Annotated in this window: 24 protein-coding genes; 18 read left to right on the forward strand and 6 right to left on the reverse strand. The window is 63.3% G+C overall.

Translation table 11 applies throughout. The features are described 5' to 3' along the window. The first annotated feature begins 6 nt into the window (after nucleotides 1-6). The 13 genes from K5Q02_RS23250 (at nucleotide 7) to K5Q02_RS23310 (ending at nucleotide 13,368) form a co-directional block, all read left to right on the forward strand. The gene (locus K5Q02_RS23250; protein WP_225834816.1) at nucleotides 7-378 is read left to right on the forward strand and encodes a hypothetical protein; all 372 of its coding nucleotides are present in this window, start codon (nucleotides 7-9) and stop codon (nucleotides 376-378) included. A 596-nt stretch (nucleotides 379-974) separates the two neighbouring features. Next, nucleotides 975-2,096 (forward strand): Re/Si-specific NAD(P)(+) transhydrogenase subunit alpha, encoded by a 1,122-nt coding sequence (locus K5Q02_RS23255; RefSeq protein ID WP_225834818.1) that lies wholly within the window; start codon nucleotides 975-977, stop codon nucleotides 2,094-2,096. 53 nt (nucleotides 2,097-2,149) lie between these two features. Then, nucleotides 2,150-2,461, forward strand: coding sequence for an NAD(P) transhydrogenase subunit alpha (locus K5Q02_RS23260; protein ID WP_225834826.1), 312 nt, complete (start codon nucleotides 2,150-2,152; stop codon nucleotides 2,459-2,461). 3 nt (nucleotides 2,462-2,464) lie between these two features. Further along, nucleotides 2,465-3,901 (forward strand): NAD(P)(+) transhydrogenase (Re/Si-specific) subunit beta, encoded by a 1,437-nt coding sequence (locus K5Q02_RS23265; protein WP_225834828.1) that lies wholly within the window; start codon nucleotides 2,465-2,467, stop codon nucleotides 3,899-3,901. 408 nt (nucleotides 3,902-4,309) lie between these two features. Beyond that, nucleotides 4,310-4,522 (forward strand): DUF1127 domain-containing protein, encoded by a 213-nt coding sequence (locus K5Q02_RS23270; RefSeq protein WP_225834830.1) that lies wholly within the window; start codon nucleotides 4,310-4,312, stop codon nucleotides 4,520-4,522. 180 nt (nucleotides 4,523-4,702) lie between these two features. After that, the gene (locus K5Q02_RS23275) at nucleotides 4,703-5,020 is read left to right on the forward strand and encodes a DUF2388 domain-containing protein (protein WP_225834832.1); all 318 of its coding nucleotides are present in this window, start codon (nucleotides 4,703-4,705) and stop codon (nucleotides 5,018-5,020) included. Between the two features lie 86 nt (nucleotides 5,021-5,106). Continuing rightward, nucleotides 5,107-5,427 (forward strand): DUF2388 domain-containing protein, encoded by a 321-nt coding sequence (locus tag K5Q02_RS23280; protein ID WP_225834834.1) that lies wholly within the window; start codon nucleotides 5,107-5,109, stop codon nucleotides 5,425-5,427. After that, nucleotides 5,427-7,373: a DUF7844 domain-containing protein gene (locus K5Q02_RS23285; protein WP_225834835.1), complete on the forward strand. Its 1,947-nt coding sequence runs from the start codon at nucleotides 5,427-5,429 to the stop codon at nucleotides 7,371-7,373. Before K5Q02_RS23280 ends, K5Q02_RS23285 begins: the two co-directional genes overlap by 1 nt. A 150-nt stretch (nucleotides 7,374-7,523) precedes the next feature. Then, on the forward strand, nucleotides 7,524-8,900 hold the full coding sequence (locus tag K5Q02_RS23290; RefSeq protein ID WP_225834838.1) for a diguanylate cyclase domain-containing protein: 1,377 nt from the start codon (nucleotides 7,524-7,526) through the stop codon (nucleotides 8,898-8,900). After that, the gene (locus tag K5Q02_RS23295; RefSeq protein WP_225834839.1) at nucleotides 8,900-10,228 is read left to right on the forward strand and encodes a glycosyltransferase family 2 protein; all 1,329 of its coding nucleotides are present in this window, start codon (nucleotides 8,900-8,902) and stop codon (nucleotides 10,226-10,228) included. The genes K5Q02_RS23290 and K5Q02_RS23295 overlap by 1 nt, the downstream gene beginning before the upstream one ends. A gap of 14 nt (nucleotides 10,229-10,242) precedes the next feature. Further along, on the forward strand, nucleotides 10,243-11,961 hold the full coding sequence (locus tag K5Q02_RS23300) for a hypothetical protein (RefSeq protein ID WP_225834840.1): 1,719 nt from the start codon (nucleotides 10,243-10,245) through the stop codon (nucleotides 11,959-11,961). Then, the gene (locus tag K5Q02_RS23305; protein WP_225834841.1) at nucleotides 11,954-12,334 is read left to right on the forward strand and encodes a hypothetical protein; all 381 of its coding nucleotides are present in this window, start codon (nucleotides 11,954-11,956) and stop codon (nucleotides 12,332-12,334) included. Before K5Q02_RS23300 ends, K5Q02_RS23305 begins: the two co-directional genes overlap by 8 nt. Beyond that, on the forward strand, nucleotides 12,331-13,368 hold the full coding sequence (locus K5Q02_RS23310; RefSeq protein ID WP_225834842.1) for an HlyD family secretion protein: 1,038 nt from the start codon (nucleotides 12,331-12,333) through the stop codon (nucleotides 13,366-13,368). Before K5Q02_RS23305 ends, K5Q02_RS23310 begins: the two co-directional genes overlap by 4 nt. 36 nt (nucleotides 13,369-13,404) lie before the next feature. On the opposite strand, the gene K5Q02_RS23315 is transcribed toward K5Q02_RS23310, so the two are convergent. Further along, a complete protein-coding gene (locus tag K5Q02_RS23315; RefSeq protein WP_225834844.1) occupies nucleotides 13,405-14,766 on the reverse strand; it encodes an ATP-binding protein in 1,362 nt (453 codons plus the stop codon). Beyond that, complete coding sequence (locus K5Q02_RS23320) at nucleotides 14,763-15,428, reverse strand: response regulator (protein ID WP_225834846.1); 666 nt, start codon at nucleotides 15,426-15,428, stop codon at nucleotides 14,763-14,765. Before K5Q02_RS23320 ends, K5Q02_RS23315 begins: the two co-directional genes overlap by 4 nt. A 148-nt stretch (nucleotides 15,429-15,576) precedes the next feature. Here K5Q02_RS23320 and K5Q02_RS23325 point away from each other — a divergent pair, with 148 nt between their 5' ends. Genes K5Q02_RS23325 through K5Q02_RS23335 form a run of 3 tightly spaced genes read left to right on the forward strand, consistent with a single transcriptional unit; the run spans nucleotide 15,577 to nucleotide 18,070 of the window. Further along, nucleotides 15,577-15,843, forward strand: a complete 267-nt coding sequence (locus K5Q02_RS23325; RefSeq protein WP_225834847.1) for a PepSY domain-containing protein — start codon at nucleotides 15,577-15,579, stop codon at nucleotides 15,841-15,843. After that, the gene (locus tag K5Q02_RS23330; protein WP_225834848.1) at nucleotides 15,843-16,382 is read left to right on the forward strand and encodes a cytochrome b/b6 domain-containing protein; all 540 of its coding nucleotides are present in this window, start codon (nucleotides 15,843-15,845) and stop codon (nucleotides 16,380-16,382) included. The genes K5Q02_RS23325 and K5Q02_RS23330 overlap by 1 nt, the downstream gene beginning before the upstream one ends. 17 nt (nucleotides 16,383-16,399) lie before the next feature. Continuing rightward, complete coding sequence (locus K5Q02_RS23335) at nucleotides 16,400-18,070, forward strand: phosphoethanolamine transferase (protein WP_225834849.1); 1,671 nt, start codon at nucleotides 16,400-16,402, stop codon at nucleotides 18,068-18,070. A gap of 40 nt (nucleotides 18,071-18,110) precedes the next feature. Here the strand turns inward: K5Q02_RS23335 and K5Q02_RS23340 are convergent, their stop codons facing one another. The 3 genes from K5Q02_RS23340 to K5Q02_RS23350 are packed head-to-tail and all read right to left on the reverse strand — an operon-like array spanning nucleotide 18,111 to nucleotide 21,605. Next, a complete protein-coding gene (locus K5Q02_RS23340; RefSeq protein WP_225834850.1) occupies nucleotides 18,111-19,331 on the reverse strand; it encodes a nucleoside permease in 1,221 nt (406 codons plus the stop codon). Between the two features lie 43 nt (nucleotides 19,332-19,374). After that, on the reverse strand, nucleotides 19,375-20,442 hold the full coding sequence (locus K5Q02_RS23345) for a sugar phosphate isomerase/epimerase family protein (RefSeq protein WP_225834852.1): 1,068 nt from the start codon (nucleotides 20,440-20,442) through the stop codon (nucleotides 19,375-19,377). Beyond that, nucleotides 20,439-21,605 carry a Gfo/Idh/MocA family protein gene (locus tag K5Q02_RS23350; protein ID WP_225834854.1) on the reverse strand — a complete coding sequence of 389 codons (1,167 nt, stop codon included), beginning with the start codon at nucleotides 21,603-21,605 and terminating at the stop codon, nucleotides 20,439-20,441. The genes K5Q02_RS23345 and K5Q02_RS23350 overlap by 4 nt, the downstream gene beginning before the upstream one ends. A gap of 170 nt (nucleotides 21,606-21,775) precedes the next feature. Between K5Q02_RS23350 and K5Q02_RS23355 the strand changes: the two genes are divergently transcribed. Beyond that, complete coding sequence (locus K5Q02_RS23355) at nucleotides 21,776-22,780, forward strand: LacI family DNA-binding transcriptional regulator (RefSeq protein ID WP_225834857.1); 1,005 nt, start codon at nucleotides 21,776-21,778, stop codon at nucleotides 22,778-22,780. Nucleotides 22,781-22,923: 143 nt separating this feature from the next. After that, complete coding sequence (locus tag K5Q02_RS23360) at nucleotides 22,924-23,817, forward strand: LysR family transcriptional regulator (RefSeq protein ID WP_225834859.1); 894 nt, start codon at nucleotides 22,924-22,926, stop codon at nucleotides 23,815-23,817. A gap of 17 nt (nucleotides 23,818-23,834) precedes the next feature. Here the strand turns inward: K5Q02_RS23360 and K5Q02_RS23365 are convergent, their stop codons facing one another. After that, nucleotides 23,835-24,602, reverse strand: a complete 768-nt coding sequence (locus K5Q02_RS23365) for a carboxymuconolactone decarboxylase family protein (RefSeq protein WP_225834861.1) — start codon at nucleotides 24,600-24,602, stop codon at nucleotides 23,835-23,837. Between the last annotated feature and the right edge of the window lie 208 nt (nucleotides 24,603-24,810).

The raw sequence follows: 24,810 nt of genomic DNA on the forward strand, positions 1-24,810 counted from the left end.
ATGAAAATGCGCCAACCGGATATCGAGATATACCTCAAGGACGCCGATCACCAGGCCATCGCCGCCTGGCTGACTCAAGCCCTGGGCCCCTGCTCCGACTGGCAACAGAAAGGTCAGACCTTCCAGTGCCGCGCCGGCGAAGTACCCGTGACCTGGCTGCCCAAGGCCGTTGGTAAATGGCACAGCCTGTACCTGGAGAGCGACGCCACGCCATGGCAAGACGACTTGGCCTGCGCGCAGGCTGCCTACGCCGCTCTGGATGTGGAAGTCCGCTGCGCGCCTGGCAGCTGGGAAGAAGAGGAAAGCAATGAGCAGGCCGATCAGTGGCTGCGCATCAGCGCCGACGGCGTGCAGGAAATCACCTGGCGCACGGGCTGATCGCACCGGGATGCAGCCCTGGGTATCCTCGCTCAACCCAGGCTACGGCTTAACGATCACACCGCAGGCGTGCCATTCGGCTGCACGCCTCATGAACAGCTTTCGGTCTGTTCGACTCACATAGTCTTACCGACAGCGGCGCTTGCGAGCCAAGCACCGCAGCCCCCTGTGTAGCTTGGCGTCGAGCGAGGCGATACCCAGGTTCCGATGCCCAGCGATACAGCCTCCACACCTTGTAGCACAAACCTAATATCGCTACATAACGATCAAAAACCCTGTTCAACCACCTGTAAATGATCTTGAACGATGTGACACCGCGTCGCACCCGCTAAAAAGACAATCAACCAAATTTTCAGACATTTATTCCTGATAGCATCAATTTTCTTGAATTTAACGACTTAAATCGGTTATTTATCATAATAATTCAACATGAAAAATAACAATATCTCCGATAACTTGTAGTCATGCGAAATAAACGCTCCATGAATATTGCTTACTGATCCGCTTCCTTTGCAGAATGCGAGCTATCGACTTTAGTCGATACCGTACCTCCGTCGCCCCCGGGTGAATCTGCAACGATCGCAGGAGATGCAAGCGTGCACATTGGTGTTCCCCTCGAAACCCATGCAGGCGAAACGCGGGTTGCCGCGACGCCGGAAACCATCAAGAAGCTGATAGGCCAGGGCCATCAGGTCACCGTTCAAAGCGGTGCCGGCATCGCAGCCAGCATTACCGACAGCGCCTATGAAGCGGCGGGTGCGAGCATTGGCGATGCCACGGCAGCATTCAGCGCAGCCCTGATCCTCAAGGTGGTAGCGCCAGACGACACCGAGCTGGCGCTCATGCAGCCCGGCACCGTGCTGGTCGGTATGCTCAACCCGTTCAGCGTCGAGACCATCGAGCGTATGAACGCACGCGGCATCACCGCCTTCGCTCTGGAAGCGGCGCCGCGTACCTCCCGTGCCCAGAGCCTGGACGTGCTGTCGTCCCAGGCCAATATCGCCGGCTACAAGGCGGTGATGCTGGCGGCCAACCATTACCCACGCTTCATGCCGATGCTGATGACTGCTGCCGGCACGGTGAAAGCCGCTCGGGTGCTGATCCTCGGTGCCGGTGTCGCCGGCCTGCAGGCAATCGCCACGGCCAAACGACTGGGCGCGGTGATCGAGGCTTCCGATGTGCGTCCTGCGGTGAAGGAGCAGATCGAATCCCTGGGTGCCAAGTTCGTCGACGTGCCGTTCGAGACCGATGAGGAGCGCGAATGCGCCGAAGGCGTTGGCGGTTACGCCCGCCCGATGCCCGCCTCGTGGATGGAGCGCCAGGCCAGGGCGGTGCACGAACGCGCCAAGCAGGCCGACATCGTCATCACCACCGCACTGATCCCTGGCCGCAAGGCTCCCACGCTGCTGCACGAAGCCACCGTCGCCGACATGAAACCCGGCTCGGTGGTCATCGACCTGGCCGCCATTCAGGGCGGCAACTGCCCGCTGACCGAACTGGACAAGGTAGTGATCAAGCACGGCGTGACCCTGGTCGGCCACGGCAATCTGGCGGCCCTGGTCGCCGCCGATGCCTCGGCGCTGTATGCCCGCAACCTGCTCGACTTTCTCAAGCTGGTGATCGACGAGAACGGTGCCTTCCACCTCAATCTGGAAGACGACATCGTCGCTGCCTGCCTGATGTGCAAAGACGGCGAGATCGTGCGCATCAACAAATGATGGCCTCCCTCTCTTTATGGAGAGGGCCAATCACTACAAAAAGGATCACTCCGATGGATCTGATTTCCGACGGCATCTACAACCTGATCATCTTCGTGCTGGCCATCTATATCGGTTACCACGTGGTCTGGAACGTCACACCGGCCCTGCACACCCCACTGATGGCGGTGACCAACGCAATTTCTGCCATCGTCATCGTCGGCGCCATGTTGGCCGCCGCGCTGACCGTCACCCCACTGGGCAAGACCATGGGCACCCTGGCCGTGGCCCTGGCGGCAGTCAACGTCTTCGGTGGCTTCCTGGTTACCCGGCGCATGCTGGAAATGTTCAAGAAGAAGGCCCCGAAAGCCCCGGTGGAGAAGTAATCGATGAGCATGAACCTGATCACCCTCCTCTACCTCGTGGCCTCGGTGTGCTTCATCCAGGCACTCAAAGGCCTCTCGCACCCGACCACCTCACGGCGCGGTAATGCCTTCGGCATGATCGGCATGAGCATCGCCGTACTCACCACCCTCGGCCTGATCTACAAACTCGGCAGCGAACTGGCCGTGCAAGGCATCGGCTACGTGATTGTCGGCCTACTGGTCGGCGGCACTGCGGGCTCGATCATGGCCAAGCGCGTGGAGATGACCAAGATGCCGGAGCTGGTCGCCTTCATGCACAGCATGATCGGCCTGGCCGCCGTTTTCATCGCCATCGCCGCAGTAGTCGAACCGCAGTCGCTGGGTATCGTTGGCGGCATTACCGACCCGATTCCTGCCGGTAACCGCCTGGAGCTGTTCCTGGGCGCGGCCATCGGCGCCATCACCTTCTCGGGCTCAGTGATCGCTTTCGGCAAACTGTCTGGAAAGTACAAATTCCGCCTGTTTCAGGGCGCACCGGTACAGTTCGCCGGACAGCACTTGATCAACCTGGCTGTTGGCCTGACGATCCTCGCGCTCGGTCTTTACTTCACCTTCACCGGCAATCTGACCGCGTTCGCCGTGCTGCTGGCCTTAGCCTTCATCATCGGCGTGCTGATCATCATCCCTATCGGCGGCGCCGACATGCCGGTAGTGGTGTCGATGCTCAACAGTTACTCCGGCTGGGCAGCGGCTGGCATCGGTTTCTCGCTGAACAACTCGATGCTGATCATCGCCGGCAGCCTGGTCGGTTCGAGCGGCGCGATCCTCTCCTACATCATGTGCAAGGCCATGAACCGCTCGTTCTTCAACGTCATTCTCGGCGGCTTCGGCGGCGCCACAGATGCCAGCCCGGCAGCGGGTAGCGGTGAGCAGCGACCGGTCAAGTCCGGCTCTGCCGACGATGCCGCCTTCCTGCTGGGCAATGCCGACAGCGTGATCATCGTCCCCGGCTACGGCCTGGCTGTGGCCCGCGCACAGCATGCCCTGAAAGAGTTGACCGAGAAGCTGGCGCACAAGGGAGTGACGGTCAAATACGCCATCCACCCGGTAGCTGGACGCATGCCGGGGCACATGAACGTGCTGCTGGCAGAAGCCGAAGTGCCGTACGACCAGGTGTTCGAGATGGAAGACATCAATGCCGAGTTCGGACAGGCCGACGTGGTGCTGGTGCTTGGCGCCAACGACGTGGTCAACCCGGCAGCGAAGAACGATCCAAAATCGCCCATCGCCGGCATGCCGATCCTCGAAGCCTTCAAAGCCAAGACCATCATCGTCAACAAGCGCTCGATGGCCAGCGGCTATGCCGGCCTGGATAACGAACTGTTCTATCTGGACAAGACCATGATGGTCTTTGGCGACGCCAAGAAGGTCATCGAGGACATGCTCAAGGCGGTCGAGTGATTGCTTGACGGTTAAGAGGCGACGGCATTTTCCCTCGCCTCTGCTCTACGCCGAACCGCAATCTCTTGCACAGGCTTTGCCAACAAATACAGCATGGAGCGATTCGGGCTTGATGACGAAAAAATAAAAATAATTAGCAAAGCAACGACAGCGCACAATTGAAACTGTATCGGTTGCTTATCCCTGAAAACTAATATTTTTACAGGTCAAAGCACTGCCAAACGACACGAGTCACGGCAAATCCACAAACACCGGTACAGTTACCCTCTAAATCAGCGAAACAGTTACAAAGCAACCTATCTAGTACGCAGCTTATTTACTTCAGCTGTGGCTACTGCTAACCCCGCGCAAGGACGAAAATAGGCACCAGAACTTACCAACCCCGCCAAAAGCGGAAGGATGCACACCATGGAACGTACCCTCAGTTCCGATCTGCTTGTCGACAACTCGTCCAAATCTGCCACCAGCCTGCCGCTGAATCTTCTCGCTACTCTGCTCCTGTGGCAGCGTCGCATCGTCAGCCGCCGCCAACTGGCGCGTCTCGACACTCGCCTGCTGGCCGATGCCGGCATCAGCGAAAGCCAGCGTTACGCCGAACTGAGCAAACCGTTCTGGCGCTAATCGCGACCGTTGAGCTTCTCCCGCAAAACCCCGCAGGCATGCAGCGCCTGCGGGGTTTTGTCGTTTAAGGCCTAAGCGACAGGTCGCATTCGCTTTTACACAAACTGTGCAGGTCTTTTTCAACGGCTCAACGCAGAGCGGTTAGAATGCTCGCTTTCAGTGAACCGTAGAGTCCAGACCATGCCCATCGCCCGCACCCTCGCGTTCCTCAGCCTGTTCAGCCTGGCCGCCGGCGCCTCTGCCAGCAGCTTTCTGGTGACCACCGACACCCTGGTCGATGCACTCGCAGGCACCATCGATACCACCTCCAACGCGACCTCCTCGGTAGTCGACAACAAGGTCGTGCTGGCCGCCAAAGATGACGCTGCCAGCTTCGTCGCCAGCCAGGGCACGCTGCGTGGTGCACACCTGGAAGCCGCACTGCAACACATCCGCGGCCGCCTGCCGACGCTGCAGGCCAATGACGGGCAACTGGCCCAGGCCATCCTGGCGCTGTAAACAGCTCCAGATTGCCGGAACTGCGGCAGGTGTTATTCGTCCAACCAGCCAATCCAATTTATTCTCACCCCGTTCGGAGACCGTTCATGAAGCGTCCGTTGTTCGCCGCCGCTGTATCCCTTGCCCTGTTCGCCGGCGCCGTTCAGGCCCAGACCCTGGTGGCCACCAGCAACATCATCGTCCGCGCCCTCGACCGCACCATCGACTTCACCTCGGACACCACCACGTCGGTTCGCGATATGAAAGTCGTCATCGAGGCCCGTGACGACGCCGCCAGCTTCGTCGCCAGCCAGGGCGACATCCGCGGCGCCCAACTGGAAGCAGCCTTTGGTGCCCTGCGCAGCCAGCTTCCCGAAGCGCAGAATGCTTCCGATCAGGTACTGGCCGAAGCCATTCTCGCTCTGTGATGGCCCCCCGCGGCTGGCTTCTGTTGCTGACCTTGCTGGTCAGCACGGCCAGTCACGCCCAGCTCAAGCTAACCCTGGATGACGGCCAACTGAACGACGCCGAGCGCCAGGCCAGCCTGGCGCTGCTCGACGAAGCCGTAGAAGCGCTGCCTCCACTGCTGCGTGAAGCGGTGGATCGCGACGTCAGAGTGCGCTGGGTCGCACTGCCCGAGCAGATCTATGGTCGCGCAGGCCGCTTCAGTGGTGTCGAGCTCAATGCCAGCCTGTTGCCAGGCCTCGCCGACGGCAGTGCAGCAAAGGCTGCCACCGGGCGCCCCCATGGCACCGTGCGCAACGAACTGCTGGCCACTGTGCTCCATGAAGTGACGCACCTCTATGATCGCGGCGCTTTTTGGGGCACTGAACAGCGCACGCTGCTGCAGCGCTGCCAACGCCAGAACGGCAGCATGGGCGCAGTCGGTTTGCCGGCCGAATGCCGTGGCCAGACCGAACGCCGCTTCACCCTCAGCGATGATCCACGCCTGCTCGATCTGGCCGGCTGGCCGCAGCGCGTCGGCACCCGGGGTGAACGCGACCAGCACAATGGCCAGGTGGCGCGCAGCCCGGACATCTACGAATTGAGCAACGCCCGCGAGTTCGTCGCGGTGAACATGGAGTACTTTCTCCTCGACCCCGGATACGCCTGCCGTCGCCCTTCCCTGGCGCGCTTCTTCAGTGAACATTTCGGCTGGTCACCGGCGAACGCCACGCCTTGCGGCACGGGCTATGCCTACCTCAATGCAGGCCGCGATTTCGACAAACAGGCGCTGGCCAATCTCGACCCCGAGCGGGTCTACGAAGTGGATTATCTGCTCGCCGAAGCCAATCAGAACATGGCCAGTCGCTGGGGCCACAGCATGCTGCGGCTGGTGATCTGCGCACCGGGCCGGCCACGTGGGCCGGACTGCCGGCTGGATCTCGATCAGCATCTGGTGCTGTCTTACCGCGCCTTCGTCGGTGACGTCCAGCTGTCGAGCTGGGACGGCCTCACCGGCGCCTACCCCTCGCGCCTGTTCGTGCTGCCCCTGGCCCAGGTGATCGAGGAATACACCAAGGTCGAACTGCGCAGCCTGGCTTCGGTGCCACTGACGCTGCCCCGCGATCGCCTCGAACAACTGGTCGCCCGTGCCGTCGAGCAGCACTGGAGTTATGACGGCGACTACTTCTTCGTCTCCAACAACTGTGCGGTGGAAACCCTCAAGCTGCTGCGTAGCGGCACCGATATGGCGCGCCTGCAGGATCTCGACAGCATCACGCCCATCGGCCTGCTGGAAGTGCTCGAAGCACGCGGCCTGGCCGATAGCAGCATGCTCGAGAACTCCCGCGAGGCGCTGCGCCTAGGCTACCGCTTCGACTCGTTCCGTGACCGCTACCAGGCCATGTTCAAGGTGCTGCAGCAGCGTCTGCCGATCCGCCAACAACGCGTCGAGGACTGGCTGGAGCAGCCGTCCAGCGAACGCCGACAGTGGTTCGAGCAGGCCGACCTGCGCGCCAGTGCCGCCATGCTGCTGCTCGAACAGGCGGCGATGCGCCGTCAGCTACTGCTCTCCCAGGACGAACTCAAGCAGCGCTACCTGACCGGCCGCGCCGCCAAGGATCCGAACCTGGACAAGGCCGGTGACGCCCTGGAGCAGATCCTCGCCGGCACCGGCTTCCTTAGTCGCCCGGCGGAACTGCTCGAAGGCGGCTATGGCCTGCCGCAGCAGGGTGAATGGCAGCGCCTGGAAAGCGAAACGCGCAATCGCCAGCAGCAACTGAGCCTGCTCAGCGCCGACCTCGACGAGGAAGTGCGTCGCCTGCTGGAGCCTCAGCGCCTCGCTGAGCTGGAGGCCAACGAGGCCAATCTGAAGCTGCTTGGCGATCACCTACGCACGCTGCACAAAGCCAGCGGCGGGCTGCAGCTGTAACGATCATCGGCAATAGCGCGCTCATCTTCTGATTATCAGCAATGTGCGCTGTTTCAAAACACTTCGCACAAAGTTGTACAAGAAAGATTTGATGTAGAACTTTTCGAAGTAAGCCCCAGTCGGACGTTTGCCCCCTGACTGGAATAGCCGATGACCGAATTGACCATTCGCATCGCTGAAGTTGCCCCAGGCCACGATGCGCGTCTTTCTGTCGCCAGTCGTTTCAGCGATCTGCCCTCCCTGCTGCAAGCCCCGGCTTTCGACGTCGTCGTGCTGAGCGCTACCGATGCCGAAAACCTGACCATGCTGCAGGCGCTGCGTCGGCATCCAGCCTACCGCCTGGCGCTGATCTACTGCACCAGCCAGGGGCCACTTGCCAAAGCCCTGAGCGACGGGCCGCCGCCGCTGCAGGCCAGCGTGATCCAGCAGGCCTGGCGACAGTGGCGTGAGCGCCTCAACGTCTTCAACAACGGCCGTGCCCCCGAAGGCCTGGAAGCACAGCTGCTCGCCTACCTGTGGCTACGCGCTCCCGGTACGCTCAACGCCGTGCGCGCGCCGCAGTCGGCTCGCCATTACGTCTACCCGCTGGTCGAGGCCCTGGGCGATGACCAGGTCAACGGCCTGGCGTTGGTGCAGAACCTGGCGCAACGCAACCTGCTCGACAGCAGCGCACTGGTAGACCGTATTCGCCTGTGCCGCAGTTGCGGCAGCGGCCACCTGAACTACGTCGACGTGTGCGTGGAATGCAATTCCCTGGATATCGCCCGGCAGCCGTCGCTGCACTGCTTCACCTGCGGACACATCGGCGCCCAGACCGAGTACCTCAAAGATGGCGCGCTGGTCTGCCCCAACTGCCTGACCCGCCTGCGTCATATCGGCACCGACTACGACCGGCCACTGGAAAACTACAACTGCAACAGCTGCGATGCCTTCTTCGTCGACGCCGACGTACAGGCCCGCTGCCTGGACTGCGGCGAACACCACGCGCCGGACGAACTGCAGGTTCGTGAGATCCGCGACTACCAGCTTTCCGAAGGCGGTCTGCTCACCGCTCGCCAAGGTCTGGAGCGCAACACCGACCACTACTTCAATGGCCTGTCGGTGGTCGGCGCCAATACCTTCAAGACCCTGCTCGACTGGCAGCTGGAGCTGATCGAGCGCCACAAGGCACCGACCTTCGCGCTGCTCGGCATGCGCTTTCGCAACCTCGGCAAGGTTCTAGAACGCCTGGGCCCGCAACGCGGCCATGCCCTGCTCGACACGCTGATCGAACGCATTCAGGTGGCCATTCGCGACACCGACCGCTGCACCCGCACCAGCGAGGAACAACTCTGGCTGCTGCTGATGTACACCGACTCCGCAGGCCTGCGCCGGGTGACCGAACGCATCAATGAAATCAGCGAGCTGTTCGTCGGCGAGGATCTGCAAGACATCCGCCTGACCACCAGTGGCTGTGTCGCCCCCTCTGGCCTGATCGACAAGGAAGACGCCGAGCTGCTGATGGCGCGCCTCGCCGGAGAACTGTAATGAACGCGCTGGTCGAGCACCTGCACGCCTGGCTGGGCGAGATCTACGGCGCCAATGGCCATTGGCGGCTGTTTCTCATGGTGTTCCCGTATTTCCTGCTGCTCGAAGTGCCGCTCAACCTGATGGTGCTGCTCGGAACCCTGCGTTGGTTCGTGCGCAAACGCAGCGCAGTGCCGATGCACAACACCTGGCACCCGCGGGTGTCGTGCATCATCACCTGCTACAGCGAAGGTCGCGATGTCGAGCTGACCCTGCGCAGCCTGGCCGAGCAGACTTACCCTGGCATGATCGAGATCGTTCCGATCATCGATGGCGCCGCCGCGAACGGCGCGACCACCGAGGTGGTGCGCCGCTTCAAGGCCGAGCAACGGCTGCCGCGCAATCGAGTGATCCGCCCCATCGCCAAATGGCAGCGCGGCGGCCGAGTGTCGTCACTCAATACCGGACTGGCCTACAGCACCGGCGAAATCCTCATCAACGTCGATGGCGACACCTCGTTCGATAACGACATGGTGGTGCGCATGGTCAGCCACTTCCGTGACCCCAAGGTGCCCGCCGTCGCCGGCAGCCTGCGCGTACGCAACGCCAAGCAGTCCTGGGTAGCACGCATTCAGGCGCTGGAATATCTGCTGTCGATCCACATGTGCAAGATCGGCCTGGCCGAGTGGAACCTGGTCAACAACGTGTCCGGGGCCTTTGGCGCCTTCCGCCGCAGCTTCCTTCAGCAGATCGGCGGCTGGGACACCCACACCGCCGAAGACCTGGACCTGACCCTGCGCATCAAGGCGTACTTTCGCCGCTACGGCCTGCGCATTCCGTTCGAACCCCAGGCCATCGGCCACACCGATGCACCCGCGACGCTGCGCAGCTTTCTCGACCAGCGCCTGCGCTGGGACGGCGACCTGTTCTTCGTCTACGTGCGCAAGCATCGGCATGTGTTCACGCCGCGCCTGCTCGGCTGGCCAAACTTCCTGATGCTGATGGTCAGCGGGCTGTTCTTCCAGCTGGTGCTGCCGTTCATCATCGTCGGCTACAGCCTGGTGGCGGTGATCATCCTGCCGTTCACCGCGCTGGTTTTCTATTCGCTGCTGATCTACGCGCTGTACCTGATGATGAGTTCGCTGCTGTACCTGGGCCTGATGCTGATGGTCAGCGAGCGGCCGCGTCAGGATCTGACGCTGATCTGGGTTCTGCCTTTCTATCCCCTGGCGATGTACGCCCTGCGCTGCTGGAGCGTGGTCGCCATTCTCAATGAAACCCTGCGGCGCGGGCACGAGGAATCGAGCATGGCGCCCTGGTGGGTTCTCAAACGGGCCAACCGATTTTAGGGCGTTATTACCTGATGACTGCACCAAGACCTTCACGTCTGCTGCTGCCGCTGCTGTGCTGCGCGCCGCTGCTGGCCAGCGCCGCGCCACTGACTCTGGAGCAGGCCTTGCAACAGGCCGGTGACGGCAGCCAGGCGGTCAATGCCGAACTGGAAGCGCGCTATGCCGCCCGCGAGCAGCGCGAAAGCGAATCCGGCTGGGAGATGTTTGGCAACGCCAACGTTGGCCGCTACCGCGAGCTGGTAACAGACGACGTACGCGATGATTACTACGGCCGCAGCTTCGCGGTCGGCGTGCGCTACCCGCTGCTCGGCAGCCTGCGCCGCCGCATGGACGCGGTGCGCGACAGCGAACGCGACATTCGTCTCGGCGAGATCGAACAGGGTTATCGGCGTGCCCAGCAACGCCTGGCCATACGCAGCACCTATGCGGACTGGTGGCGCGCCACTGAAGAACAGCGCCTCTGCGAAGGTGTGCAGCAAGCCGCCCGTGACGCCGACGAACAGGTGCAGACGCGCCTGAACGGCAACTGGATTCTGCCTTCCGACGCGCAATTGATGCGCAGCGAATGGACAGCGGTGACCCAGCGCTGCGCCATGCAGAACGGCCTGCTGGAAGATATCCGCGCCAGCCTGCAGAGCCTCGGCGTGCAGGTCGATGGCAACGACACTCCAGTCGCCACCGCCCTGGCTAGCGAACCGCAGCCTCTGCAAGCCTGGCAGACGCAGCTGGAAGACAACCCGCGCGTGGCCGGGCGCAACGCCGAGTTGGCCAACGCCGAACTGGGTCGCAAGCAGCCGTGGTACAGCTCCATCGAGTCCTACGTGAATGTTGCTCAGACCCTGGAACAGCGCAGTGGCGCCAGCGATGACGGCAGCGGCCTGAGCGCCGGCATCACCTTCTCCGCACCATTCGACCTGCTCGACTACGGCTCCGCCCGTGGCCGTGAGGGCGAGGCACGCTACCAGGCCGCCGCGCAGGCGCTTGAGCGCGAGCGCGGCAGCGTGCTGCGCGAGCTAGGTAAGGTGCTGGAACAGCAGCGCCGCGAACTCAACGAATACCAGTGGCGCAGCGAGCGCCGTGACGCGCTGGACACGATCATCGCCGAACGGCGCCAGCGCGGCAGCCTGGATGCAGGTGAAGCCAGCCTGCGCCTGCTGCAGGCCCAGGTCGATCATTACAACGCCGGTTTCGCGCAGATTTCCGCCTGGCACGGGGCCTGGCTGCAGGACTCGGCGCTGCGCCTGTTCGGTGACGACAGCGCAGGCTTCGAGCGTTTGCTCGGCAACCGTGTGGTGCATTGGCAGGGCGAAAATACCGTGATGCCGTCACAGGTGGTCGCGCAAAACCAATGGAATCAGGGCGTCTACATCTGGGATAGCACGGCCCTGCTCGACCCACGCCAGCGCCCTGGCCAATTGAGCGCCCTTCAGCAAGCGGGTATCAGCCAGCTGCATGTCGGCCTGACCAGCCTGCAGGTCGCCGACATGCAGCTCACCCGCCTGGCATTGCGTGACCTGCTGCAGGCCGCTCATGCGCAGGGTATGCAGGTCACCTTGCTGCTCGGTGACCCGGACTGGATGAAACCACGCCAGCGCCAGGGGCTGATCAGCCTGATCGGTCAACTCAAGGGACCTGCCTTTCGATTCCCTGCACCTGGACCAGGAAGTCGAGCAGCTCGGCTGGCCTGTCCCAGACCAGCGCCTACGCGACTGGCTCGACACCTTGCGTGAAGCCAAGGCTGCCGCGCCCTGGCCGCTCAACCTGTCCAGCCACCCACGCTGGTTCGCCGAAGAAGCGGCCCGCAATCCCTGCGTGCCTTGCGAACTGCAGCGCATCGGGGTCGGCGAGATCAGCCTGATGATCTACACCCGCAGCCCGCAGAGCAGCACCAATCGAGTCCTGGCTATCGCCAAACAATGGCCGGCCCTGAGGCTGCGCCTGGCACAGAGCGTGGAGGTGGATCAACCCGCCGACCTGAGCTGGGCCGACGCCTCCCATGAGCAATTGCAACAACAGGTACTGAACTGGCAGAACGCTCTGCGCCCGGCTGGAGTGGGCGGTATCGACTGGCAATCCTGGACTGATTACCCGAGAAGCCGATGAAGATACGTTTCAATAGTCCCAAGGAAAAACATCCCACTCAGGACAACGGCCTGGACGTGCTCTATGCCCCAGGCAAGCGCATGGCGTTTCGCCTGCGCTGGTACCTGATCCTGTTTCTGATCCTGCTGCCCGCCTTGTGGCTGGCCGGCCGCTACGGGCTCGAGCTGGTGCGCATCGAAGCGCCGGCACTGGTTCGCTTGCCGACCATGGAAGTGCGCTCCATGCAGCCTGGCCAGGTGCGCAACATCCCCGTGCAGGCGGGCGATCACGTGGAAATCGGTACGCCACTGGTGGAGCTCGACAACCCCGAATGGCGTCTGCGCCTGAACCTGCTGCAAGGCAGTGCGGCGCCTGCTGCCGCGCCGCTCGGTGACCTTGGCACGCGCAATCGTGCGGTACTGCAGAGCCTGGTCAATCGCGCTTCACAGCGGGTCAACGACACTCGTCGCCTGGTGCAGCAGGGTGCTGCCACCCGCGGCGAACTGGTCGACGCACAGAACGCACTGGACAGCCGCCAGGCCGAATTGCTGGCCTTCGAACGTAGTTTGAGCGGTGCCGGCAGCAGCGAAAGTGATCGCTATGATCGTCAGCAACAACTCGAGCGCCAGTGGCTGACCGGGCAGTTGCAGCAGATGAACGTCAGCGCCAGCGAAGGTGGCCGGGTTGCCGAAGTGGTCACCGCACCGGGTGAGAACGTCGGCCCTGGCACCCTGCTGATGCGCCTGGAGCGCAGCGGCCCGGCGCAATTGTGGGTGTACCTGGACCCCAAGGACGTCGAACACGCCACCCCCGGTTCGCAGCTCGACGTGCGCCTGCCCGATGGCGGTTGGATCAAGGCCGAAGTGATCAACCCCGCGGAAAGCGCCAACCCGCTGCCCAGCGACCTGCGCCAGCCATTTCGCAGCCCGACCCGTGGCCTGATGGTGCCGGCACGCTTCACCGAACCGTTGGCCAACGAGTGGCGCGTGGATTCGCTGCCGGTGCGGGTACGCTTCCCCAACGAGCACTTCACCCTGTTCGGCATGCGTTTCTGAGCATTGCTCCTCTGCCTGCCGCAAGGCAGGCCGTCATCAGCTCGCCGAATCGGGAAACCTGACCAGCACACTGAAGCCCTTCGGGCTGGCGTTGCTGAAGCTGATGGAGCCACCCAGGTGGCGAGCGATGGTGCCGACGATGGCCAATCCCAATCCTGCGCCCTGCGGGTTGCCCGCACTGTGGAATCGCTCACCCAGACGCGGCAACCGGGCGTCTTCGACACCCGGGCCCTGATCGACGACCTGCAGCTGCACGCCCCTGCCTTCGCGGCGAACCCGCACGCTCACTTCGCTGCCGGGTGACGAGAAGGTCAGCGCGTTGCTGACCAGGTTCTGCAGCAGGATGACGATCAGCCCGCGCTCGCCCTGGATCACCACGGCTTCGTCAGCCTCCAGTTCCAGCTCGATCTGCCGGTTCAGTGCCAGCGGAGCCAGATCTGCTAGTTCCTCGCGCACCACCGCCGTCAGGTCGAGAGGCTGCAGGTTCTGCGAGGGGGCCTCCAGGCGCGCCATGGTCAGCAGCTGACTGGCGATGCGGGTGGCGCGATGCACGCCCTGCTGCAGGAATGCCAGGGCTTCTTCGCGCTCCTGCACGCTGTCAGCCTGCAACGCGTTGCGCACATGGATATCGAGAATCGCCAGGGGCGTACGCAGCTCATGGGCGGCATCGGCGATGAAGCGTCGCTCCCGTTCGAGCAACGCACGCAGTTGGCTCAACACGTCATCCAGGGCCAGGCGCATCGGTTCCAGCTCCGGCGGCAGCGGGCCGGCCGGCAAGGGCTCGAGGCTGTGCTCGGGGCGATCGCGCAATTGCTGCGCCAGGCGCTGCAACGGGCGCAGTCCCCAGCCCAGCAGCAGCCAGATGAAGGCGGCCAGCAGTGGCAAACAGACCAGGGTCGGCATCAGCGTGTGCTGGAGAATCTGATGGATCAGATCCTGGCGCAGATCCTCACGCTCGCCGACCCAGATCAACAGGCCTTGGCCGGCATCCTCCAGCAACACGCCACACCACTCCTGATCGTTGAGAAAGAAGTCGTGAATCCCTGGCGCGGGCGGCGACGCCAGCGGCGGCGCGTGTTCGGAACGCACCAGCAGCGTGCCGTCTGCGGCCCACACCTGAAACGCCAGGTTGATTTCATAAGGGTGCGAAAAGATGCCGTCGGCCGATAGATCCAGGGCGTTGTCCAGCGCACGCCTGACGAACTGCCAGTCGATTGGCTGGCCATCCGGCTGCTGCAGCATGCCTTGCAGCACACGAGCGGCCTGTACCAGTTGGGCGTCGTAGACCGCCTCGGTCTGCCGATGACTGTCGCGCAGGGCGAGCAGCACCAGGGCCAGGCTACCGGCGAGGACTAGGGCGATGGTCGGCGCAAGAATGCGCGTCCGGATGGAAATCATGGCGCGCGCTCCACCAGGTAACCGACCCCGCGTACGGTGCGGATCAGATCGCTGCACAACTTGCGGCGCAGGTTGTGAATCAGCACTTCGAGGGTGTTGCCAGGCCCGCTTTCCTGCCAACCGTAGAGGGCGTTGCCGAGGCGTTCACGGGTGACCACCACGCCGGGACGGATCAATAGTTGATGCAACAGCTGATATTCCATGGGTGTCATCGGCACGCTGCGGCCCTGATAGCGCACTTCCTGGGTAGCCGGGTCGAGGCTCACGCCAGCGTACTCCAGCACCGGCTGCGCCCTGCCCTGGCTGCGGCGCAGCAAGGCGCGGATGCGTGCTTTCAGTTCCTCGGGATCGAAGGGTTTGACCAGATAGTCGTCGGCCCCCGCATCCAGCCCGAGGATGCGATCCTCCATGGCGTCGCGGGCGGTGAGCACCAGAACCGGCACGGCATTCTCGCTACGCGCGCGTAACTGGCGCAGCAGCGTCATGCCATCCAGGCGCGGCAGACCAAGGTCGAGCAGCACCAGATCGAACTGCTCGCTGCGCAGGGCGTGGGCGGCTTCGATGCCGTCTTCCAGCCAGTCCAGCGTATACCCTTCGCCGCGCAGGGCGACCCGGATTCCGCGCGCCAGGGCGCGATCATCTTCAACCAGCAGGACACGCACGCGACGCACCTCGTCAGATATGGCGGCCGCCATGATGCGCCGTCTGCAGCCCGATTTGCACGGACTGTTGTTACCGAGATTTGCCCATTAAGACTTTCCTAAGCTTCGCGTCGCAAGGTGATGCTCACCACCACAGGAGAGTCCCACCATGCGTTACTTCGCCCTTCTCGCACTGCTGCTTGGCAGCCCGCTGGCCATGGCCAGCACCGAATGCACCACCGCCGACCGCTCGACCTGGCAAGACCCGGAGAAATTCCAGGCACAACTGAAGGAACAGGGTTACCAGATCAACAAGTTCAAGATCACCAAAGGCAACTGCTACGAGATCTACGGCTTCGACAAGGACAAGCGCAAGGTCGAGATCTATCACGATCCGGTATCCGGCAAGGCGATCAAGACCGAGATCGAAGACTGATGCACGGGGCGACGATACGACTCTGGGATCCGCTGATCCGCTTGTTCCATGCTTCAGTGGCCGGGGTCTTCGTCGCCAACTATTTCTTCACCGAGGAAGGTGACGACTGGCACACCTGGCTCGGCTACTACGCCTGCGCCTGGCTGGCGGTTCGCCTGGTGTGGGGCTTCGTCGGTTCGCGCAGCGCCCGCTGGGCAGACTTCTGGCCGACTCGCGCGCGCCTCGCCGAACACCTGAGTCACCTGCTCGGCGGCCGTGCCTATCGTCGCCTCGGCCATTCGCCGCTGGGCGCCGTGGTGATGCTGCTGATGATGCTGGCCATCGCCACGCTGGGCATCAGCGGCTTCCTGATGCAGGAAGTGGACGCGCTGTGGGGCGTCGACTGGCCACTCACGCTGCATGGCTGGGTCGCTGATGGCCTGGCGGCGCTGGTGGTCGTCCACATGGCCGCCGCGCTCATCGAAAGTGTTCACCTGCGCGAAAACCTGCCGCTGTCGATGATCACCGGCAAGCGCCGCGCCCATTCCGAAGACCGCTGATCCCTCAGGAAAACCCCATGCTGCCCATACGTGCGCGTTTTAGCTCTGGAGCGCTGCGCTCCTGGTTGTCGCTCGTGGCCCTGGCCACCCTCAGCTGTCTGTTGCTGCTCGCCGATGACTTCCTGCAGCAGTTGTTCACCGCCAACAACCACGCCGAACTGGAAGCCGGCTACGTCGTCGTACTGTGGCTGTTCAGCCTGGGGCTGTGGCTGTGCAACCTGCGCTGGCTGAGCGCGACCATCCTGGTGCTGTTCGCGGCGATGCAACTGATGCAGCTGGCCAATATCAGCTTCTTCGGCGAGCCGCTGACTGCCATCGATATCCAGTCACTGCTCAACGACCCCGGCGAGGTGCGCGAAACCGCGGCTCACAGCTTCGCCCTGCACTGGCCGGTGTTGCTCTGCGTGGCCATTCCCTACGCCCTGCTGCTCGCCCTGCACCTGCGCCTGCCGGGCAGAATCAGCTTGCCGGAGAGCCGCTGGGCACTGGTACTGATCGCCGTGGTGCTGCTCTCGAAACCCTACCGCGCCACCTATCGCAACCTCGACTCGTTCGCCGCCAGCCCTAGCCGCAGCGCGCTGCACAACAACCTCAACGTGTTCTCCGCCTGGGCCGTGCATCTGGCGTTCAAACCGGAAGTCGAGCTGCCGCCCGCCCCCTTCACGCCGTACGCGCTCAGCCCCAGCCTGAGCGAGGCGAAACATGTCTGGCTGGTGGTCGCCGATTCGCTGCGCAGTGATCGCCTCGGGGTGTTCGGCTACGGCCGCGATACCACGCCACAGCTGGCCAGTTACCTGCGTGACCACCCCAGCGCCTTCGTACGCCCCGGCATTGCCGCCGGGGTGGCCACCGATGTCAGCCTGCCCTACCTGATCAATCCGATTCGTGAACCGGGGCAGGATTCGCTGCTGCGCACCGGCGACATCAACCTGTTCCGCTTCGCCAAGCAGGCGGGCTTTCGCACCCACTGGATCTCCTCCCAGGAATCCAAGCTACTGGCCAACCTGGGTAGCCGCTATCTGGATGTATCGATCACCCGCGAGGATCACCCGGTACGTTTCCTCAAACAGCAGGATCGCGCCCTGCTCGACGTGCTCGACAAGCAGCGCTGGGGCGAGCGTAACTTCATGGTGCTCAACCTGCGCACCGCCCACCTGCCCTATGCGCAGAACTACCGCCATGAGGCGAAGCCGGCGCCCTGGGCGGATCAGGGCGCGAACGGTCAGAGCAATGCCTATGACAACTCGGTGCATTACCTCGACAGCCTGCTGGCCAAAGTCATCGCCGACTTCGACCGCCTGGAGGGCGAGCGTTACCTGATCATCACCGGCGATCATGGTCAGCGCCTGGGCGAGGGAGGCCATTGGGGCCACAACGATCTGGTGCCGGAAGTCAGCGACGTGCCGGTGATCGTCATTGGCCGCGAGGCGCAGCCGCAGGTCATGGCAAGCCTGTCAGCGGAGCGCTGGATCAGCCATTACGAGGCCGGCAAATGGCTGGCCGCGCGCCTCGGCACGCGCATCGACAACCCCAACCTGCGCCCCAACGAGCATTTCGTGCATGGCAAGCTGCTGTTCACCGACAACTTCATCCAGCGCGTCTGCGAAACACCAAACGGTCTGATCCATCACCCGCCACAGCAATTGAGCATGCTGCTCAAACATCCCGAGGCCCGTTGCGAGGGCTGATCTGCCGTCGCAGGTGGCGTGCCCCCTGCGACGGCAACCCTCAGCCAACCGGCTTGCCCGCGGCACGCTCGCGGAAGGTCAGCAGGAAGGCCAGCAGCACGCCAGCCGAGAACACCGCCGGGAACAACCAGATGCTGAACCAGTCGTGAGCGCCCTGGATGGAGTAGTGGTCGGACACCATGCCGGCCACCCAGAAACCGATCAGCATGCCGACGCCATAAGTGGCCAGGGTGATCAGGCCCTGGGCCGAACTCTTGATGCTCTCGCCGGCCTTGCCATCGGTGTAGATCTGCCCGGAGACGAAGAAGAAGTCGTAGCACACGCCATGTAGCACGATACCGGCGACCAAAAATGCCACCAGCTCGCCGCTATTGCCGTAGGCGAACAGCACATAGCGCAGCGCCCAGGCGGCCATACCCACCAGCAAGGTCGCCTTGATCCCGAAGCGCTTGATGAACAGCGGCAACAGCAGCATGAACAGCACTTCCGAAACCTGACCCAGGGTCATCATGCCGGTCGGGTTGGCGACGCCGATTTCGGTCAGGAACAGGTTGGCGTTCTGGTAGTAGAAGGCCAGCGGAATGCAGATCAGGATGGAGGCCAGAAAGAAGGTCGCGAAGCCGCGATCCTTGAGCATCTGCAAGGCATCCAGGCCGAGCAGGCGCTTGAGGCCGGTCTGCTGGCCGGGCACCGGAGGCGTCGCTGGCAGGCTGAAGCTGTACAGCCCGAGCAACAGCGAAGCACCGGCACAGAGCAGAAAGGTGTTGCGCAGGGCGCCATCGGCGATGGCCTGCTGGGCATCCCAGGCGAACACGAAACTGATCACCAGGCCGGCTACGATCCAACCCAGCGTGCCCCACACCCGCACCTTGGAAAACTGCGCCGCTGGGTCGCTCAACTGCCGGAACGCCACCGCATTCACCAGCCCGAGCGTCGGCATGTAGACCACCATGTAGCACAGCACCAGCGGATAGAAGGTGGCGAAATCCTCGGCCCGGTAGAGCTGGTACAGCAGTACCGCGCCGCCCAGGTGGAGGATCGCCAGCAAGCGCTCGGCATTGACGAAGCGGTCGGCGATCAGGCCGACCACGAAGGGCGCCAGAATCGCCCCCCAGGACTGGGTCGCGTAGGCCATGCCGATCTGTCCGCCACTGGCTTCCAGGGTGCGCCCCAGGAAGGTACCCAGCGTGACGAACCAGCCTCCCCAGATGAAGAACTGGAGAAACATCATCACGCCCAACCTGACAGTCAAAGTGCTCATGTTCTTATCCTTGTTGTTGTTCACGAGACAGCGTTAAAAATATTCAGTCCAAGCCCAGCAGCCCCCGATTGCGCGAGGCGCTGCTGGTGACCCCGGCGAAATCGTCGAAGGCGCGCTCCGCGCGGGTAATCAAGTGGCGCGAGATGAACTCCGCCCCTTCGCCAGCGCCCTGGGCAGCGTCCTTGAGGCAGCACTCCCACTCCAGCACCGCCCAGCCCTGATAGCCGTACTGGGTGAGCTTGCTGAAGATCGCCTTGAAGTCGATCTGCCCATCGCCCAGCGAACGGAAGCGGCCCGGCCGATCAACCCACGCCTGATAACCGCCATACACCCCGGAACGGGCATCGGGCCTGAACTCCGCGTCCTTGACGTGAAACATGCGGATGCGCGGGTGATAACGGTCGATGAAGCCCAGGTAGTCCATCTGCTGCAGCAGCATGTGGCTGGGGTCATAGAGGATGTTCGCGCGAGAATGACCGCCGACCGCGTCCAGGAAGCGTTCGAAGGTGGCGCCGTCGTGCAGATCTTCGCTGGGGTGCAGCTCGTAGCTGAGGTCGACACCCGCCTCATCGAAGGCATTGAGGATCGGCAGCCAGCGCCGCGCCAACTCGGCGAAGCCCTCTTCCACCAAGCCCGCCGGGCGCTGCGGCCAGGGATAGAGATAGGGCCAGAGCAGCGCCCCGGAGAAGGTCGCGTGAGCCGACAGGCCCAGCCGCTGACTGGCCCTCGCCGCCAGCTTCAACTGGCTGATCGCCCACTCGGTGCGCTCCTGCGGGCGGCCTCTCAGATGCACCGGGGCGAAGTCGTCGAACAGGCTGTCGAACGCCGGGTGTACGGCAACCAACTGGCCTTGCAGGTGAGTGGACAGTTCGCTGATCGCAACGCCGGCTTCGGTACACATACCGTTGAGCTCATCGCAATAAGTCTGGCTCTCGGCGGCGCGTTGCAGGTCGATGCACTGCGGCCCCAGCGTCGGCAACTGGATGCCCTTGTAGCCGAGCGACGCCGCCCAGCCGGCCTGGTTCTTCAGGTTGTCGAACGGCGCCTCGGTGGAGAGGAACTGGGCGAGAAAAATGCCCGGGCCGCGAATACCTTTTGTACTGGACGTCATGGCTGTACTCCTGCGGTTGGTGCCAGCACCGTCCATTTCGCCTCACTGGCGTGGCTGGCCAGCGCCGCTTCGATGAAGGCCATGCCACGCGCGCCGGTCTCGATGCCTGGCAGTGCGGCAGCGGCGCTGCGGGAACCGGCAATCGCCTGAGCGAAGTCGCCATACAGATTGGCCATGGCTTCCAGATAGCCCTCGGGATGGCCCGCCGGCAGACGAATGCGGCGCAGCGCCTCGTCACACAGCCAGCTGTGGTTGGCCCCGGCACGCAGCACGCGCATCGGTTGATCGAGTGAGCGATGAACCAGGCTGTTGGGCTCTTCCTGACGCCACTCCAGGCCACCCTTGTCACCATAGATGCGGATCTTCAGGGCGTTCTCTTCCCCGGCGCAGATCTGGCTGGCGAGCAGCACGCCGCTGGCCCCCTGCTCGGTGAGGAACAGCATCGCGCAATCATCGTCCAGCGCCCGGCCGGGCACGTGAGTCGCGAGGTGCGCACAGATGCGTTCGATACGCTGACCACTGACGAATTCGACCAGGCTGAAAGCATGAGTGCCGATATCACCGATGCAGCCGCCCTGCCCTGCCAACTGCGGGTCACCACGCCACGCAGCCTGGCGGTTGCCCTGGCCGGCCAAGTCGTCACTGAGCCAGCCCTGGGGATATTCGACATACAGCTTGCGCACCCGGCCGATCTCGCCGGCCTGCACCATGTGCCGGGCCTGCCAGATCATCGGGTAGCCCTGGTAGGTGTGGGCCAGCCCGTATAAAACATCGGCGCTATCGAGCAGTTGCGCCAGGTTGCGGGTGTCGGCACTGGTCAGCGCGGCGGGTTTCTCGCAGAACACATGAATGCCGGCTTGCAGCGCAGCGGCAGCGATGGGCGCATGCAGGTGATTGGGCGTAACGATCGCCAACAGGTTGATGCGTTCACTGGGGTCGAGGCCCGCTTCGCCCTCCAGCAGCGCCTGCCAACTGGCGTACACACGCTGCGCAGGCAGGCCACACTCGCGACCGGTTTCGGTATTGCTGGCCGGATCACGGCTGAAGGCGCCGGCTACCAGCTCGATACCTCCAGCCAGGGCGGCAGCCTGGCGATGCACCTTGCCGATGAAGGCGCCAGCGCCACCGCCGATCATTCCCAGCCTTACGTTTGCAGCAGGCATTGAATAACTCCGTCTTGCGCTATTTTTATGGGTATTCTCATCAATGTAACCGGTTACATTGAAAGATATATAGACCTCGGCCTTAGCCAGGTCAAGCGCGCCACGACGGTCGGGTTGCGGTAATCTAACGGCGAACCGGCGCTCGCCGCTGGCCAGAAAACAGAGGGTGCATGACAAATATCCGCAAGGTAGCCGCACTGGCTGGCGTCTCGGTCGCCACGGTATCCCGTACCCTGAAAAGCCCTGCCCAGGTGTCGCCGGAAACCCGCGAAAAGGTGCTCGATGCCGTCGAGCACGCCGGCTACAAACCCAACCTGATGGCCATCCAGTTTCGCTCCCAGCGCACCCGCAATCTGGTGGTGCTGGTGCCGGATATCGCCAATACCTTCTTCGCCCAGGTCATCCGCGGCATTCAGGAAGCGGCCAGCGCGTTCGACTATCGGGTGCTGCTGTGCAATACCCTGGGCAACCCGGAAACCGAGCGGCAGTTTGCCGAGCTGGTGGATGCCAGGCAGGCCGACGGGGTCATCCAGCTGCGCGCCTTCGATCCGTTCGCGCGCCAGGATCATCCGCCGCTGGTGAACATCTGCGAGATCGTCGACGACGCCCCCTGGCCCACGGTCAGCCTGAACAACCGCGGCGCAGCCCGTACCATGACCGAGCACCTGCTGGATCTTGGTCATCGCCGTATCGGGCTGATCCAGGGGCCGCCGGACAGCCCGCTGACCCGCGAGCGCTTCGCCGGTTATTGTGAAGCCCTCGACGCCGCGGGTATCGAGCTCGATCCCGCCCTGCTGCAGGACGGTAACTACGACTGCCAGTCCGGGCATGCCGCGACGGCGCACCTGCTGCGTGCCGAGCCGCGCCCGACGGCGATCTTCTGCGAGAACGACGAAATGGCCATGGGCGCCATCCGCTGTATTCGCCATGCCGGCTTGCGGGTTCCCGAGGACATCTCGGTCGCCGGCTTCGACGACATCTCCTTCGCCGCCTTTTGCGACCCGCCGCTGACCACCATCGCGCAACCAGCTGAGGCCTTCGGCCAGCACGCGGTGGCCATGCTGCTCGCCCTGCTGGAAGGAAAGAGCATCGCCGAGCATCGCCTGATCCTGCCTTTCGAACTGGTCGTTCGGGCGAGCACCGCAGCCCGCTCACAGCCGCCTGCTCAGGCCTAACGGCAGCTGCGAGCCCAGGGGCGACAATGCTGCTTGCCTGATACTGCGGCTGACATCAAAAGAGAAAATTAGCGCTGAACGAGACGCCCATGACCTGCTTATGATGCTGCGCTGAACATCCTCCCCCCGAGCCCGAATCGTAGATGCCCAGAGAAAATTTCAACGACCTGCAGGCCTTCGTGGTCATTGCCCGGGAGGGCAGTTTTACCCGCGGCGCAGCGCACCTCGGTGTTTCCCAATCGGCCCTCAGCCACACCATTCGCAGCCTGGAAACACGCCTCGGCGTACGCCTGCTGACCCGCACCACGCGCAGCCTGGCACTCACTGAGGCCGGCGAGCGGCTCTACGCCACGGTGGCGCCGCGCCTCGAAGAGATCGAAGCAGAGATCATCGCCGTCAGCGAGTTTCGCGACAAGCCGGTTGGCACCCTGCGCATCACCACGTCAGAGCATGCGGCCAACAACATTCTCTGGCCCAAGCTGCACAAGGTGCTTGGCGCCTACCCGGATATCAAAGTCGAGATCACCGTCGACTATGCCCTCACCGATATCGTGGCGCAGCGTTACGACGCCGGTGTGCGCCTCGGTGATCAGGTAGCCAAGGACATGATCGCCGTACCGATCGGCCCGACCCTGCGCATGGCGGTGGTCGCCTCGCCGGAGTACTTCACCCGCTACGAGATCCCACTCAGCCCGGCGGATCTGGCTCGGCATTGCTGCATCAACCTGCGCCTGCCCACTTACGGCGGCCTGCTGCAATGGGATTTCGAGAAGGGCGGCCACGAAGTGAAGGCCCGCGTCGATGGTCAGTGGACCTTCAACAGCAGCGCGCCGGTACTGCGCGCTGCCCTGGCTGGCTGCGGGCTGGCCTTTCTGCCCGACGACATGGTGCAGGAACAGTTGGCCGACGGCAGCCTGGTGCGCGTGCTGGAAGACTGGTGCGAGCCGTTTGCCGGCTACCACCTGTACTACCCGAACCGCCGCCAGTACTCCCGCGCCCTCGGCGTGATCATCGATGCGTTGCGTCACCCGGGCTGAGTAGTGCCTGCATAGGCCTACTGACGCACCTCGAAAACCGACTGCAATACCGGCAAGGCCGACATCGCCCGCGGCCAACCCGCGTAGAACGCCAGGTGGGTGACGACCTCGGCGGCCTGCTCGCGGGTCAGGCCGTTATCCATGGCGCGGTTGAGGTGGAACGGCATCTGCTCGGCCTGACCACGGGCGATCAGCGCCGCCACGGTAACCAGACTGCGATCCCGGGCGGCCAACTGCGGGCGCAGCCAGAGGTCGGCGAACAGTACGTCGTCGGTATAACGCGCCAGGCGCGGCGCAACCGGCGCGACGTTATCGCGCACGCTGGCTGCACGCCGGGCTTCGGCCGCCTCGTCGACCGGCAGAGGCGGCTGATCAGCCGCGCGATATTGCTCGGGGTCGATGCCACGGGTCTCGAACACGTCACCAGCCACGCCAACCGCCGACATCGCATTCGGCCAGCCGGTATAGAACGCCAGGTGCGTGATCAGCTCGACGAGCTCCCCCGGTTCGACACCGTTGTCCAGCGCCAGATTGATGTGCGAGGTCATCTGCGCTGATTGCCCATTGGCGACCAGCGTCGACAGCGTGACCAGGCTGCGATCCCGGGGCGCGAGCGCCTCGCGCTTCCACAGATCACCGAACAGCACCGTTTCGGTATAGGCGAACAGCTGGGGGGCGGTCTGTCGCGCCTGCCGGGCGGCGGGCGTATCCGGTACGCCCTGAGCGGCAGCCTCCAGGGAGATGGCGCAGAGCAGTGTGGAAGCCAGGGATGCACGGGATTTCATGGGAACACCTGTCCGTTCACTTGAGGTCTTGAAAGCCTAGGGCCCAGACCTCGCGTGAGTAAGACCAGAATCACGCATACGGTGGTGAGCAAAACTCATGAAAACCACTGATCAACTCATGAATTAACCTCATGACGCTATGCCGACTTTACTACCTAGTGCTGCCCTCCCCCGCTGATTAAGGTGAGTCAGGCTTATTCGATACCAC

Origin of the sequence: Pseudomonas sp. MM211, assembly GCF_020386635.1 — a bacterium.
Classification (GTDB): domain Bacteria; phylum Pseudomonadota; class Gammaproteobacteria; order Pseudomonadales; family Pseudomonadaceae; genus Aquipseudomonas.

What these genes read in the sequence shown, in the direction of transcription:
- K5Q02_RS23365 (WP_225834861.1), bottom strand. Translation starts at nt 24,602, where the DNA reads ATGAAATCCCGTGCATCCCTGGCTTCCACACTGCTCTGCGCCATCTCC.
- K5Q02_RS23295 (WP_225834839.1), top strand. Translation starts at nt 8,900, where the DNA reads ATGAACGCGCTGGTCGAGCACCTGCACGCCTGGCTGGGCGAGATCTAC.
- K5Q02_RS23280 (WP_225834834.1), top strand. Translation starts at nt 5,107, where the DNA reads ATGAAGCGTCCGTTGTTCGCCGCCGCTGTATCCCTTGCCCTGTTCGCC.
- K5Q02_RS23275 (WP_225834832.1), top strand. Translation starts at nt 4,703, where the DNA reads ATGCCCATCGCCCGCACCCTCGCGTTCCTCAGCCTGTTCAGCCTGGCC.
- K5Q02_RS23310 (WP_225834842.1), top strand. Translation starts at nt 12,331, where the DNA reads ATGAAGATACGTTTCAATAGTCCCAAGGAAAAACATCCCACTCAGGAC.
- K5Q02_RS23285 (WP_225834835.1), top strand. Translation starts at nt 5,427, where the DNA reads ATGGCCCCCCGCGGCTGGCTTCTGTTGCTGACCTTGCTGGTCAGCACG.
- K5Q02_RS23250 (WP_225834816.1), top strand. Translation starts at nt 7, where the DNA reads ATGCGCCAACCGGATATCGAGATATACCTCAAGGACGCCGATCACCAG.
- K5Q02_RS23360 (WP_225834859.1), top strand. Translation starts at nt 22,924, where the DNA reads ATGCCCAGAGAAAATTTCAACGACCTGCAGGCCTTCGTGGTCATTGCC.
- K5Q02_RS23300 (WP_225834840.1), top strand. Translation starts at nt 10,243, where the DNA reads ATGACTGCACCAAGACCTTCACGTCTGCTGCTGCCGCTGCTGTGCTGC.
- K5Q02_RS23270 (WP_225834830.1), top strand. Translation starts at nt 4,310, where the DNA reads ATGGAACGTACCCTCAGTTCCGATCTGCTTGTCGACAACTCGTCCAAA.
- K5Q02_RS23325 (WP_225834847.1), top strand. Translation starts at nt 15,577, where the DNA reads ATGCGTTACTTCGCCCTTCTCGCACTGCTGCTTGGCAGCCCGCTGGCC.
- K5Q02_RS23265 (WP_225834828.1), top strand. Translation starts at nt 2,465, where the DNA reads ATGAGCATGAACCTGATCACCCTCCTCTACCTCGTGGCCTCGGTGTGC.
- K5Q02_RS23260 (WP_225834826.1), top strand. Translation starts at nt 2,150, where the DNA reads ATGGATCTGATTTCCGACGGCATCTACAACCTGATCATCTTCGTGCTG.
- K5Q02_RS23290 (WP_225834838.1), top strand. Translation starts at nt 7,524, where the DNA reads ATGACCGAATTGACCATTCGCATCGCTGAAGTTGCCCCAGGCCACGAT.
- K5Q02_RS23345 (WP_225834852.1), bottom strand. Translation starts at nt 20,442, where the DNA reads ATGACGTCCAGTACAAAAGGTATTCGCGGCCCGGGCATTTTTCTCGCC.
- K5Q02_RS23315 (WP_225834844.1), bottom strand. Translation starts at nt 14,766, where the DNA reads ATGATTTCCATCCGGACGCGCATTCTTGCGCCGACCATCGCCCTAGTC.
- K5Q02_RS23355 (WP_225834857.1), top strand. Translation starts at nt 21,776, where the DNA reads ATGACAAATATCCGCAAGGTAGCCGCACTGGCTGGCGTCTCGGTCGCC.
- K5Q02_RS23330 (WP_225834848.1), top strand. Translation starts at nt 15,843, where the DNA reads ATGCACGGGGCGACGATACGACTCTGGGATCCGCTGATCCGCTTGTTC.
- K5Q02_RS23335 (WP_225834849.1), top strand. Translation starts at nt 16,400, where the DNA reads ATGCTGCCCATACGTGCGCGTTTTAGCTCTGGAGCGCTGCGCTCCTGG.
- K5Q02_RS23350 (WP_225834854.1), bottom strand. Translation starts at nt 21,605, where the DNA reads ATGCCTGCTGCAAACGTAAGGCTGGGAATGATCGGCGGTGGCGCTGGC.
- K5Q02_RS23340 (WP_225834850.1), bottom strand. Translation starts at nt 19,331, where the DNA reads ATGAGCACTTTGACTGTCAGGTTGGGCGTGATGATGTTTCTCCAGTTC.